Source organism: Rickettsia hoogstraalii (assembly GCF_000825685.1).
In the GTDB taxonomy this organism is placed as follows: domain Bacteria; phylum Pseudomonadota; class Alphaproteobacteria; order Rickettsiales; family Rickettsiaceae; genus Rickettsia; species Rickettsia hoogstraalii.
Genome location: NZ_CCXM01000001.1, coordinates 1,294,074 through 1,306,993, shown reverse-complemented (window position 1 = coordinate 1,306,993; position 12,920 = coordinate 1,294,074). Strand labels below are relative to the sequence as shown.

Below are 12,920 nucleotides of genomic sequence, written 5' to 3'. Positions count from 1 at the left end.
CTTTAATTATTAATAAAGTCTATTCAACTTTAAATGTAGTATATTACTTTATATTTAATCAAGCAACTTTATTAAAAATTTAATATAATAATGCTAAAACCCTTTAGTTATCAAGAATCAAGACTAATAAATAATTAATTAAAAGTATAAAAACGATGAGTAATAGAATAGTAAAATTACCAAATTGCGAGAATATAGTAGGAGAGGTTAGTTTTTTAGGAATTAAACCTTGAGTATAATTTATTTCATTTAGATTTAGTTTTTTTGTTGTTCTACCAAAAGGATCTACTATAGCTGAAATACCGTTATTTGCTACTCTAATCATAGGTAAACCGTTCTCTACGGCTCTACTTCTACTAATATGAAAATGCTGATATGGACCGCTTGATTTACCATACCACGCATCATTTGTAATATTAATTATTACATCGGCTATTTCATTATTCGTCCGTACAAAATCAGGAAAAATAGATTCATAACAAATTAAAGGTTTAATTTTAAGATTATATTTTTCAAGATAAACAAGCCCTCCATCTCCTTCTTTATAATCAATTAAACCGTGAGTTAATTTTTTAAACGGTAGTATCTTTTTAAGAGGCATATACTCACCGAAAGGTACTAAATGTGATTTATGATATTCAAATAATTTATGATCATTTTTATCAAGAGCATACATAGCTGAGTAAAGTTCAAACTCATCACCTTGTTTTTTATTATCCGAGATCCCTCCTGTTATCAAAATAGCATTTGTAGAATTTAGCATTTTTAATAATTCTGATTTAACTTGCGGTATATCATCAGGTACTACTAATGCTGCTTCAGACCAAATAATTAAATCGATGGGTTCGGAATTTTCTGATAAATTAATATGTAGCATTAAATTATGCCAAAATTCTTCTTCATTCCATTTTTCGGTTTGAGGTATTGAAGGCTGCACTAATCGTACTTTTATATCAGTGAAATTTGTAAGGTTATTACTTAGCCTTACTGCTCCGTAAATGACAATTACGATTAATATTAGGACTGAACTAGCTAGTAATATTTTTAACTGAGTAAATTGCTTGCTAAATAAAGGATAAGCTGATGTAGAAATATATATAACTATAAAACTAAGTCCATATATCCCTATTATACTTAAAGGCTGTATTAAAATATCTGAAAACGAGAAAGCATAGCCGATCAAATTCCAAGGAAGACCGGTAAAAATCCATGAACGTATCCACTCAAATAATACCCAACATAAACAGAATATAAATTGGTAATATTTATTATTTTTAGCAAAAAAACTAAGCATGCAGCTTGCCGATATAAAGAAAGCTAAAACTATAGGTAGCCCAAATAACGCAAAAGGAATTGCCCACCAAAAATCCGCAATATAAACGCTAACACCGATACTTATCCAATATATTCCACTTAAAAAATGCCCAAAACCGAATAAATAACCAAATTTTGCGGCTTCTTGCCAATTTTCGGATTTTTGAACTATATAACATAAGTAAGATAACGTTAATAATGCCGGTATAAAGAAAGTCGGAGCAAAAACTAAACCGCTTAACATCCCTAGCAGTAAACATATGATTTTAGGTTTATACATTTTTATCGATTATTTGTTTACAAAATAATACATCATGCTATCATTTCAGCAAGTTTTAATATAATGAGTAAATAAATGACTACAGGATTACTACAAGGAAAAAAAGGCTTAATTACAGGCATTGCAAATAATATGTCAATATCGTGGGCGATTGCACAGCTTGCTAAAAAACACGGAGCAGAGCTATGGTTTACTTATCAATCGGAAGTACTAGAAAAACGAGTTAAACCACTCGCTGAGGAGATAGGTTGTAATTTTGTTAGCGAACTCGATGTTACGAATCCAAAATCAATTAGTAATTTATTTGATGATATAAAAGAGAAATGGGGTAGCTTCGATTTCTTACTTCACGGTATGGCTTTTGCCGATAAAAATGAATTAAAAGGACATTATGTTGATACTAGCTTAGAAAATTTTCATAATTCTTTACATATATCATGTTACTCTCTTTTAGAACTCTCAAGGTCCGCAGAAGCCTTAATGCATGACGGCGGAAGCATTGTGACGTTAACTTACTACGGTGCTGAAAAAGTTATACCTAATTATAATGTAATGGGGATTTCTAAAGCTGCACTTGAGGCTAGTGTAAAATATCTAGCAAACGATTTGGGAGAAAATAATATTAGAGTAAACGCTATTTCGGCGGGACCTATCAAAACTCTAGCATCTAGTGCAATAGGTGATTTTAGTACTATGCTTAAATCTCACGCTGCAACCGCACCATTAAAACGTAATACTACCCAAGAAGATGTAGGAGGAGCAGCAGTATATTTATTTAGTAATTTATCTAAAGGTGTTACCGGTGAAATTCATTATGTAGATTGCGGTTACAATATTATGGGAAGTAATAAATTATAAATTATTATTGCATGGATCATTAACCGTGTTCGATGTCATTCCCGCGTGGCATTGTTGCGTGGACCGGTAAATGCTCTTTATGTCATTCCCGCGAAAGCGGAAATCCAGAAAAAAAGTATAAATACAGAAAATTTTTGAAATTAAAAGCTCGATTTATGCTGGATTCCTGCTTTCGCAGGAATGACATCGGTATCCACGCAACAATGCCTTCCCGCGTAGGCGGGAATCCAGTCATTAAAAAATATAAATGTACTAAATTTTAAAATTAAAAGCTCAAATAATTTCGCTTTTTTTCTGGATTCCCGCTTTCGCGGGAATGACATCACAATCCATGATTTCTTTTTTTGAGATGTTCAGGTTTTGGAGGAACAGGCGGTTTTTTGGATTTTGCCTGAACCTTTTTAGCTTCTGACGGCAATGCCGGATTATTTAATCTATTTAACTCTTTTGAGATTTGTTTTAACTGTTCTTGTACTTCTACTTTTAAAGGAGTATGAGAATTTTTAATTTCACTATTTACTATTTTTCCTATTTTCTCAAGATTTTCTTTAGAAATGGAATATGATTTTATACTTATATAATTAACAATCTTTGACCACCAAGTTTGTCTTTTATCTAATTCTTGATGTATTATATCTACTAAATCATTTTTTTTGAATGTTAATATATAATCAGAAGCTCCTTCTAAAGATTTAGATAAATGCCTTTTTATTTCTTCTCGTCTCTTATCTTCAATACTTACCTTTTTGTCTTTCTCGAGTGTTGTTATTGCTTTTTCAATTATTAAAGATATCTTAGTCTCTTTTCCTTCATTTGCTTTATTTTCTAAATTTTCTTTGGTATTAAAATGTATATTGGTTCCTATTTTAGCATCTACTAATTGTTTAACATACTTACCGTTAGGAGCAGCTATTCCTCCTTCTATTTTCAATGCTTCTTCCGGTGATTTTTTATATATTTTCTCATATATTTCTGATTCTCGAAAAAGTGGAGCATATAATAAAAAATTAATACTTTGAGCTATTCTACTATCTACTAAATCTTTAGAATTTCTTTTAGGATAAAATTTTTCTTGTAAAATACGATAGTGATCTAATATTTCCGGTGTTATATCTTTTATATCAAGAGATTGTAATTCTCCTTTATCATTAAATTTTGCTTTCATACCTGAGCGTTTTGCTTCCAATAATAATATTTCTTGAAAAACTTTATTATTAGGAGTACGACAAACAAAATTAGGATCATTATCCGGCATTAATTCATTTGCATTTTCCATTATTGCTTGATTGAGCTTATGTAATTGCTCCTTATTAAGCTTTTTATCTAAAAAACTTATAAAAGCTTCCCTTTGTTTTTGCTTACTTGCAGTACTAAAAGCCTGCTGCATCTTTTGCAACACATCAAAATCAAAATTTTCGTTACCTATTTCTTTGATAACTAAATTTGCTAAATTTTTTGTTTCAGTATTCACTGTTTCTTTTTTATTTTTTGTAGCCATATTTAATATTAATCTAACTTATAATTATTTTAATATTAATGATAGATTAAATTAATTTCTAGAGGTTTTTACTATATTTATAATCAAAACTTTAAGACAGTATCTAGAAAGTCATACTGGACTTTCACTATTTCCTAGAATTTCTATTGATACTATCTCACCATCTGGTTGAGTATGATTTACTAGCTCTAATATATTTGAAGATGCTAAATTGCTAATATAAACACCTTTTACATCATTTAATATAGAATTAAATACATAACTATCTACTTCATCGCCCTTATTAATATCATAGTATGGTTTAAATTTTTCTAATTCACTTACTTTTTTAAACCTCTCTGACCTAAATAATTCTTTTGCTACATCATGTTCTTCGATATATTTACTTACAAGTAAAAACATTATGCTTTGTGCTAAGCTACTTTTAATGTAAAATTCTTTTAAGCATTCAATAAAATTTTCAAAAAAACTTACTTCTTCAATTAATTCTTCAAAAGGAATTTGACAATCAGGGAACAATTCTTGATATAATTTTTTCTGCAATTCCTCTTTTTCAATTAGTTCTTCAAAAGGAATTTGACAATCAGGGAACAATTCCTGATATAATTTTTTCTGCAATTCCTCTTTTTCAAAGTTTTTCAAATAAAAATTATCTACTAATAACTTGTAAAGTTCAAGTATCTTGCTAGGAAAGTTAATTTTTAAAGTTCCTTTTTTATCAACTTCTACAGCAAAATTGTTTCTTTTTGCTTGCAATAATAATATTTCTTGAAAAACTTTATTATTAGGAGTACGACAAACGAAATTAGGATCATCATCCGGCATTAATTCATCTGCATTTTCCATTATTGCTTGACTGAGTTTATGTAATTGCTCTTTATTAAGCTCTTTATCTAAAAAACTTATAAAAGCTTTTCTTTGTTTTTGCTTACTTGCAATGCTAAAAGCCTGCTGCATTTTTTGTAAAATCCCAAAATCAAAATTTTCGTTATCTATTTCTTGGATAACTAAACTTGCTAAATTATGTGATGCTTCATCACATAATTCTTCTCTTTCTAAGTTTTTTTGACCTAACCCGGAATAAACATTGAACCCTGATTCTTTCTCTTGAGCTAATCTAAGATATTTTTCTTCAATTTCTCTAGGTTTATTAATACAAGAGAGCATAATTTCTTTTAGCTTCATATAATTTCCCTTAAATTAAAAAGGCCTATTATATTTAGTTAAAAAATATTAACAAGTACTTTATAAAAGATTAAGGTAAATTAATTTTTGTTAAGAGGGTGATGCAATAATGCTTTTTTTAGATGATTAGCTTGAAGATGAGTATATATTTGGGTAGTTGATATATCAGCATGACCGAGTAGCTCTTGAATTACTCTTAAGTCTGCTCCGCCCTCAAGTAAATGACTTGCAAAGCTGTGGCGTAATATATGAGGAGAAATATGTTCAGGGTTAAGATTGGCATAAAGAGCAGCAGATTTTAACAGAATTGCAAAATTTTGCCTAGTCATATAACCTGCTAAAGCTGATGAGGGAAATAAATAAATTAGATTTTTTGGTTTAGCTTTATTCACAAAAATATCTCTAATTGCAAGATATTTAGCAATAGAGATAACTGCCTGTTCATTTATTACTATGACTCTTTCCTTATTACCTTTACCAAGCACCGAAAATATTTTTCTTACTTCTCCTTTAGAAGTTTTATTAGTCAGAATATCAGTAAGCTTAAGACTAACAAGTTCTGAGACTCTAAGACCGCTAGCATAAAGCAAATGAATCATAGCATTAAGCCGTATACCTTCAGGAGAATTATCTTGCGAGCAATATTCAAGTAGCGATTTAATTTGATCTATAGACAATATTTCAGGAAGTTTATTTTGGTATTTCGGTAAATCTACGTTAAGAACCGGATTAAAGGCAGTATGATTTTCGCTAATTAAAAACTCATAATAGCTTTTTATAGTTGAGATTTTTCTGTTGATTGAGCGTGCTTGTAAATCATTACTTGCTAGATACTCAATCCAATCTCTAATATTTTCTGTGGTAATATTTAATTCGGATAATCTTTGTTTAGCAAGATAGTTTTGAAAATCGAATAGGTCACGCTTATAGCTAAGTATAGAATTTTTTGATAATGCTCGCTCGGCTAAGAGCATTTCTAGGAATTGCGAAATAAATTCCATAAGATTTTTTAATTTCTATAATGGAGGCCAGGGTCGGAATCGAACCGACGAATAGAGGATTTGCAGTCCACGGCATTACCACTTTGCTACCCAGCCTAGGTATCGTCATTGCGAGGAGAGGCAAAGCCTCGACGTGGCAATCTCAGGAGTTTGTTATTATTTCATAAGATTGCCACGCTCCCTATGGTCGCTCGCAATGACGTTTTCAAAACACGGTAATACTACCAACATCCATACAAAAAGCAACTATTTTTATACTAAACTCCTAATCCGTGCAGGATATTTAAACGATTTATCCTTCATAAAATTCAGGAACTGGCTAACGGAATCCACTATATCGTCATTTTTAATATGGGGAAAATTCAGTAATTCCTTTAAAATTATGCTTGATTGTTTGGGTATTAAAACACTAGCTGATTGAAATAAAAGAACTACCGAGGCGAATCTTGTAACTTTATCGAGCCTTGGCTTAATCCCAATCACTCTAATATTATCGCCTAAAAACCCTATATCTTGAATTAATTGTTGACCGCTTGCTTTATCCTCGATTAATATAAATTTTGGCTGATATTCTCTAGCCAATTTTTCCGTTATATTTTTAAGCTCAGGATAATTAATTTTTTTCCGTACTAATGATACTAGATAATATTTCTGCTCAAGAATCCCCATATAGTACAAACACTATAATCGGAATTTTCAGAAATTTTAATTGCCGTATCCCAGCTTTGCACAAAATAATCAAACTTCTCAGATAGAGTTTCATAAAAGCTAATATCCTCCATATTAAGCAAAGATGCCCCCCTAGCTATAGGTTCTTGTAAATATTGAGCATTATAATTATAGCTACCTATTTCCTGCTCTAACTTTGCTAAGCAATCAGGAGGTTCTTTATAGCTATCTAAAATCTCACCGCTAAGGTATTGATATTCTTTATTCATTAATTTAAAGGAGTAATCTTGAATGCTAATAGCTGGAATTTTCAAATGATGCCATGAATTACTACTATTAAGTAGATAACTGGATAAATCATCACTATGAAGACGCTGCATAACTAGAACTATCGCTCCCTTATTATGATTATTTAGTCTGCTAACAAAAGTTTGCTCAAACCAATCTATAAACTTTCTTACGTATTTTATAAGAATGAATTTGCGTAGGATTATGAGGATCATCGATAATTAAGATATCACCGCCCTCACCTGTTGCCGATCCTCCAACCGATGTTGCAAATCTAAAGCCGTTAGCTGTCGTTAAAAATTTACTTTTTTGATTATGGGTTTTACTAAGGATAGTATTCGGGAAAAGTTCCTTATACCAATCGGAATTTAAAATAAACCGACAATCTAGTGAGTGTTTAATGCTAAGTATTTGAGAATAGCTAGCAATCATAATCCTTTTGGTAGGTTTAACCCCAAGTAGATAAGCAGGCCAAGCAACACTAACACAAATAGATTTTAAGCTCCTTGGCGGTATATTGATTATTAAACGATTAATATCACCGCTTTGCACGGCATTTAAATAATCGGTAATTATTCTTATATGTTTACTTGGGTAATACTCTGCTCCCGGATTAATAGTATTAAATACCTTAATGATAAAGCTATGAAAATCCTGCCGTAAAATAGAATTTAAGAGTTCTTTAGAGTGGAGCATTTTGTACCTACATCGTCATTGCGAGGAAAAATTGAAAATTTTGACGAAGCAATCTCAGGAGTCTTGCTTTATGAGATTGCCACGCTCCTTTCAGTCGCTCGCAATGACGTTAAAACCTTATCACAAATTATCATTGCCATTAATCCCCTATAGTATATAATTTTGAAAAATAATATGTTTATTTATGAAGTTACTACGAATTGTTTTTATCACGATCATATGTACTTACTCTTCTATATTTGCAGAAAATTTAGAGTCGGTTACTACAACTGAAGATACTGAAAATGACGTATTTATCCCTCTTGATGAAAATCATCCTGTTTTAAACTCAAACGATAACATTAATGATAGTTCCGAGTTTAAGAGCTATACAAACGGTAAAATTATTGCTCTAAATAAAATTACTGCCACTTCTGAAGAAATTAATTTTAAAGTCGGGGAAGAGAAATATTTCGGTAATATAAAAATCAAATTGCACAAATGTATAAAAAACCTTGATCCGTATAATCAAGATAATTATTTGCTGATGACCATAACGGAATATAAAATAGACGAAGATCCTAATTTACTCTTTCAAGGATGGATGATTTCTTCAAGCATTTCACTTTCAACGTTTGAACACCCAATCTACGAAATTTTTGCTAAAGATTGTTTTTAATTGAAATGATAAATTATTTAACTTCAACTTTAATATTCCTAATTCCAAGTCTTGGGATGGTAGCGGGCTTATCGGTTGCAGCTACTGTAACAATTTTTTTGCTAATATTATTCCTGCGAGGTATTAATCGTCATTGCGAGCGACTATAAGGAGCATGGCAATCTCATAAAGCAGGGCTCCTGAGATTGCTTCGTCAAAACTTACAGTTTTTCCTCGCAATGACGATAAAAATCGAATTATTATTCGCCGCCTGGTGTTTAATATCTTGTTCACTAACGAACTTATTTAAATTCACTCAAGTTTTCATACTTTTATTTCTTGGATTTATAGTTAGTAATTCTGCTCCTTTCGGGAATCGCTTGCAGCTCAAAAAAGCTTTAATACTCGGAATTCTCACGGCAATATTATTATTCTTCATTGAATATTCTTCTCATGGTTTTTTAACAAGAACATTCAAAGCTAGTTTTGGCTTATATATGCTAGATCGTGGTTGTGCTTTACTTTCAATTACTTCTTGGGTAGCGATTATAATTTTACTCTCTAGCGGTAAAAGAAGACACGCATTAATGCTATATATATTAGTGCTTTATTTATTAAGTATTTCCGATAGTTTAGCAAGTTTTTTAGGCTTCAGTATAGGCGGAGTAATATTTATTTTAGCAAGACTTATAAAACCGATATTTTTCAAATTAATTGCAATAAGTTTAATTACCGGCTCGTTACTATTTCCTGTTATAGCTACACAAATAGAACCACGAGATTTATCTGAAAAATATTTAGCTACACAACCTTCCGCTGCTCATCGTTTATTTATTTGGCATTTTGTTGCAAATAAAATCACCCTAAAACCGATTTTAGGCTATGGCTTTGCTTCTTCTAAATATATCAAAGTCAATAATAGTAAAATGATCAATTACAACGGAGAAAAATGGCATCCTTTGCCGCTACACCCTCATAATAATATATTACAAATTACTCTTGAACTCGGTATAATAGGTTTAATATTATTTTTATGCTTAGTTTATAAATATCTCAAACAAATTAGTAATCTCGAAAATAATAATTTCAAAGCAATTTCCTATGCATGTTTTATAAATTACTATATTATCGGCATGATTTCATATAATATTTGGCAAATATGGTGGATATCAAGCGGTATTTGGGTACTAGTTTTAATAAAGTTACTAGTTAAACCTGATATTGTCGTTGATAATTGATGCTATTTGGTATAGATATAGAAGTAAGTGAAATCTACGTCATTGCGAACAGGCATTACCCACGTGGATCGGTTTTTCGTCATTGCGAGAAGAATTACGTAGTAATTCGACGAAGCAATCCAGTAAAAAATTCTGATTTACAGAATTTTTTTAATTATTTAAATGGATTGTCGCGTCGCTTCGCTCCTCGCAATGACGATTTGGGTATCCACACGGATACCTCTCCTCGCAATGACGAAAAACAATAAAAACATATGCTACAAAACTCAGGGCTTTTACAAGAATATCTACCGATTGCTATATTTTTCGGTATTGCGGTATTGGTTTCCGGCTTAATAATGATTCTACCTAACCTATTATCGACAAAGAAATATAATAAAGATAAGCTAGAGCCTTATGAGTGTGGTTTTGAACCTTTTAGTGATGCAAGGTCAAAATTTGACATACGTTTTTACTTAGTTGCTATTTTATTTATTATCTTTGACCTTGAAATCGCATTTTTAGTGCCTTGGGCTATTAGCCTTAATATGATAGGTAAAATAGGCTTTTTCTCAATGATATTTTTCTTATTCGTACTTACTATCGGGTTCATATATGAATGGAAGAAAGGAGCTTTAGACTGGTAATTATATGAAACACAGTTTTTATCAAGAAGACGAATTATTAAATAATGAGCTTTCTAATAGAGGATTCTTACTCACTAAAGTTGACGACGTTATAGGCTGGGCGAGAGCTAATTCCTTATGGCCCATGACTTTTGGGCTTGCTTGTTGTGCTGTTGAGATGATGCAGGCAGCAGCAAGTAGATATGATATGGATCGCTTCGGTATGTTATTTAGACCAAGTCCAAGACAGTCCGACCTTATGATAGTTGCAGGAACGCTTACTAACAAAATGGCACCGGCTCTACGTAAAGTATATGATCAGATGGCTGAGCCTAAATGGGTGCTTTCAATGGGTAGCTGTGCTAATGGCGGCGGCTATTATCATTTCTCTTATTCGGTAGTGCGTGGCTGTGATAGAATCGTACCGGTTGACGTATATGTCCCTGGCTGCCCTCCTACCGCCGAAGCATTAATTTATGGACTTATGCAGTTACAGAAAAAAATTAAACGCACTACAGGTTTTAAGTATGACGCTAGACAAACTCATTGAAAAACTTGCAGCTAAATCTAGCATTTTAATAACACCTATTATAGTTAAGGATTACTTAGCTTATAAAATCGAGCCGAATTTTTTATTACCGTTTTTAAAAGCTTTAAAAGAATCGGAAGAATTACGTTTTACCGTACTTACTGATTTATTTGGAGCTGATTTTCCTGAAAGAGATAAAAGATTTGAAGTAGTTTACAACTTACTAAGCCTAAAATTAAATAAGCGTCTTATAATAAAAGTATATATATCTGAAAAAGAAACTATACCTTCGGCAATGAATATATTTAGTGCCGCTTGTTGGTATGAGCATGAAGTTTACGATATGTACGGGGTAAATTTCGATGGCAATGACGATAAAAGACGAATACTAACTGATTACGAATTCGAGGGACATCCATTACGTAAAGATTTCCCGTTAACCGGTTATACGCAGGTTAAATATGATGAGAAACTAAAGAAAGTGGCTTATGAGCCGGTCGATTTAGACATAGAATATCGTGAGTTTGATTTTAGCTCTCACTGGCATAGCCCGAGTTATGTACTACCAGGGGATGAGAAGGCAAGGAAGTAACAACGTCATTGCGAGCAGCCATAGGCTGCGTGGATCATTTTATGTCATTCCCGCGAAAGCGGGAATCCAGAGTAAAGCGAGATAAATCGAGCTTTTAAAAAACTTTAGAGTACTGGATTCCCGCTTTTAGCTAGGGGAATGACATAGAAGTGCAGGAATCCAAAAATAAACAACAAAAAACATTATGACTAACAACACTAAAACTATAACTCTAAATCTTGGTCCGCAGCATCCGGCAACTCATGGAGTTTTAAGGTTAATTCTTGAGATGGACGGGGAAGTAGTAAATAACGCCGATCCTCATATTGGGTTACTGCATCGTGGTACGGAAAAGCTTATTGAGCATAAAACATATTTGCAGGCTATACCTTATTTTGATCGCCTTGATTATGTTTCGCCAATGTGCCAAGAACATGCGTTTGCTTTGGCAGTCGAGTCGTTATTAGAATGCGAAGTCCCACGAAGAGCTCAGTTTATCAGGGTACTATTCTCAGAACTAACAAGAATTTTGAACCATACTTTGAATATTGGCAGCCAAGCTTTAGATATCGGTGCTACTACTCCTTTATTATGGCTTTTTGAAGAGCGAGAAAAGATCATGGAATTTTACGAGCGTGTTTCCGGCTCTCGTATGCATTCAAACTACTTTAGACCGGGCGGAGTTGCAGAAGATTTACCCAAAGGTTTACTTGAGGATATAGATAAGTTTATAGAGCAGTTTCCTCCTAAACTTCATGATATTGAAAGCCTACTAAATGAAAATAGATTATGGAAACAACGTTTAGTAGATATCGGCATTGTGTCTCAAAAAGAGGCAATGGATTGGGGGTTTTCAGGACCGATGCTTAGAGGCTCGGGTATAGCTTGGGATTTGCGTAAATCAAACCCCTATGACGTATATGATGAGATGGATTTTAAAGTACCGATCGGCAAAAACGGTGATTGTTACGACAGATATTTTGTCCGTCTGGTTGAAATGTACGAGTCTGTTAAGATAATCAAGCAATGTATAGAAAAAATGCCCAAAGGTGAAGTTAAAACCGATGATCCTAAATTAACACCGCCGACAAGAGCCAAAATGAAAGAATCTATGGAAGCAATGATTCATCATTTTAAGCTTTATACGGAAGGATATGATGTTCCAGCTGGTGAAACTTACAAGGCCGTAGAAGCCCCTAAAGGCGAGTTTGGTGTGTATTTATACTCGCAAGGAGGTAACAAACCTTACAGGTGTCGCATTAAAGCACCCGGCTTTGCTCATCTACAGGGCCTTGATTTTATGTCCAAAGGTCACTTAATGGCAGATGTTATTACTATTATAGCTACGCTTGATATAGTATTTGGTGAGATTGATCGTTGATTCGTCATTGCGAGGGGGCATTGCCCGCGTGTACATTAAGCCGTCATTGCGAGCGACTGCAAGGAGCGTGGCAATCTCAGGATTTTAGCCCGAGATTGCTTCGTCGAATTACTACGTAATTCTTCTTGCAATGACGATGAAATCGAGCCACACAAAAACAACACAAAAAA

Annotated in this window: 15 protein-coding genes, 1 tRNA gene and 2 pseudogenes; 8 read left to right on the top strand and 10 right to left on the bottom strand. The window is 32.7% G+C overall.

Annotation, left to right across the window (positions count from 1 at the left end; translation table 11 throughout):
- Positions 1-103: 103 nt before the first annotated feature.
- Complete coding sequence (gene lnt / locus BN1174_RS06810; protein ID WP_040257550.1) at positions 104-1,594, bottom strand: apolipoprotein N-acyltransferase; 1,491 nt, start codon at positions 1,592-1,594, stop codon at positions 104-106.
- Positions 1,595-1,669: 75 nt separating this feature from the next.
- Here lnt and fabI point away from each other — a divergent pair, with 75 nt between their 5' ends.
- Positions 1,670-2,452, top strand: a complete 783-nt coding sequence (fabI, locus tag BN1174_RS06805; protein WP_040257548.1) for an enoyl-ACP reductase FabI — start codon at positions 1,670-1,672, stop codon at positions 2,450-2,452.
- A 322-nt stretch (positions 2,453-2,774) separates the two neighbouring features.
- Here fabI and BN1174_RS06800 read toward each other — a convergent pair whose 3' ends face one another.
- The 8 genes and pseudogenes from BN1174_RS06800 to BN1174_RS13220 all read right to left on the bottom strand — a co-directional run.
- Positions 2,775-3,950, bottom strand: a complete 1,176-nt coding sequence (locus tag BN1174_RS06800) for a DUF5410 domain-containing protein (RefSeq protein ID WP_040257545.1) — start codon at positions 3,948-3,950, stop codon at positions 2,775-2,777.
- Positions 3,951-4,061: 111 nt separating this feature from the next.
- Positions 4,062-5,135: a DUF5410 family protein gene (locus tag BN1174_RS06795; protein ID WP_040257544.1), complete on the bottom strand. Its 1,074-nt coding sequence runs from the start codon at positions 5,133-5,135 to the stop codon at positions 4,062-4,064.
- An 80-nt stretch (positions 5,136-5,215) separates the two neighbouring features.
- The gene (gene xerD, locus BN1174_RS06790; RefSeq protein WP_040257542.1) at positions 5,216-6,136 is read right to left on the bottom strand and encodes a site-specific tyrosine recombinase XerD; all 921 of its coding nucleotides are present in this window, start codon (positions 6,134-6,136) and stop codon (positions 5,216-5,218) included.
- A gap of 21 nt (positions 6,137-6,157) precedes the next feature.
- Positions 6,158-6,232: transfer RNA gene (locus tag BN1174_RS06785), tRNA-Cys, on the bottom strand.
- A 156-nt stretch (positions 6,233-6,388) separates the two neighbouring features.
- Positions 6,389-6,805 carry a phage terminase large subunit gene (gene terL, locus BN1174_RS11960; protein WP_231555836.1) on the bottom strand — a complete coding sequence of 139 codons (417 nt, stop codon included), beginning with the start codon at positions 6,803-6,805 and terminating at the stop codon, positions 6,389-6,391.
- A complete protein-coding gene (locus BN1174_RS11955) occupies positions 6,775-7,185 on the bottom strand; it encodes a hypothetical protein (protein WP_231555835.1) in 411 nt (136 codons plus the stop codon). Before BN1174_RS11955 ends, terL begins: the two co-directional genes overlap by 31 nt.
- 55 nt (positions 7,186-7,240) lie before the next feature.
- Positions 7,241-7,789 (bottom strand): hypothetical protein, encoded by a 549-nt coding sequence (locus tag BN1174_RS11950; RefSeq protein WP_040257540.1) that lies wholly within the window; start codon positions 7,787-7,789, stop codon positions 7,241-7,243.
- 13 nt (positions 7,790-7,802) lie between these two features.
- A pseudogene (locus BN1174_RS13220) lies at positions 7,803-7,883 on the bottom strand (octaprenyl-diphosphate synthase); the annotation flags it as partial.
- A 90-nt stretch (positions 7,884-7,973) separates the two neighbouring features.
- Here BN1174_RS13220 and BN1174_RS06765 point away from each other — a divergent pair.
- The 7 genes and pseudogenes from BN1174_RS06765 (at position 7,974) to nuoD (ending at position 12,750) form a co-directional block, all read left to right on the top strand.
- Positions 7,974-8,447, top strand: coding sequence for a DUF2155 domain-containing protein (locus BN1174_RS06765; RefSeq protein WP_040257533.1), 474 nt, complete (start codon positions 7,974-7,976; stop codon positions 8,445-8,447).
- 8 nt (positions 8,448-8,455) lie between these two features.
- Positions 8,456-9,664 (top strand): annotated as a pseudogene (locus tag BN1174_RS06760) (O-antigen ligase family protein).
- Complete coding sequence (locus tag BN1174_RS10255) at positions 9,664-9,912, top strand: hypothetical protein (RefSeq protein ID WP_231555834.1); 249 nt, start codon at positions 9,664-9,666, stop codon at positions 9,910-9,912. Before BN1174_RS06760 ends, BN1174_RS10255 begins: the two are co-directional and overlap by 1 nt.
- A 6-nt stretch (positions 9,913-9,918) precedes the next feature.
- Positions 9,919-10,290 carry an NADH-quinone oxidoreductase subunit A gene (locus BN1174_RS06755; protein WP_040257531.1) on the top strand — a complete coding sequence of 124 codons (372 nt, stop codon included), beginning with the start codon at positions 9,919-9,921 and terminating at the stop codon, positions 10,288-10,290.
- 4 nt (positions 10,291-10,294) lie between these two features.
- Entirely contained in the window at positions 10,295-10,819 is a 525-nt protein-coding gene (locus tag BN1174_RS06750; protein ID WP_011270898.1) for a NuoB/complex I 20 kDa subunit family protein, read from the top strand.
- A complete protein-coding gene (locus BN1174_RS06745; RefSeq protein ID WP_040257528.1) occupies positions 10,797-11,390 on the top strand; it encodes an NADH-quinone oxidoreductase subunit C in 594 nt (197 codons plus the stop codon). Before BN1174_RS06750 ends, BN1174_RS06745 begins: the two co-directional genes overlap by 23 nt.
- Positions 11,391-11,574: 184 nt before the next feature.
- Positions 11,575-12,750 (top strand): NADH dehydrogenase (quinone) subunit D, encoded by a 1,176-nt coding sequence (gene nuoD / locus BN1174_RS06740; protein WP_040257521.1) that lies wholly within the window; start codon positions 11,575-11,577, stop codon positions 12,748-12,750.
- 35 nt (positions 12,751-12,785) lie between these two features.
- Here nuoD and BN1174_RS12385 read toward each other — a convergent pair whose 3' ends face one another.
- Positions 12,786-12,914, bottom strand: a complete 129-nt coding sequence (locus BN1174_RS12385; RefSeq protein ID WP_269379089.1) for a hypothetical protein — start codon at positions 12,912-12,914, stop codon at positions 12,786-12,788.
- Positions 12,915-12,920 lie beyond the last annotated feature (6 nt).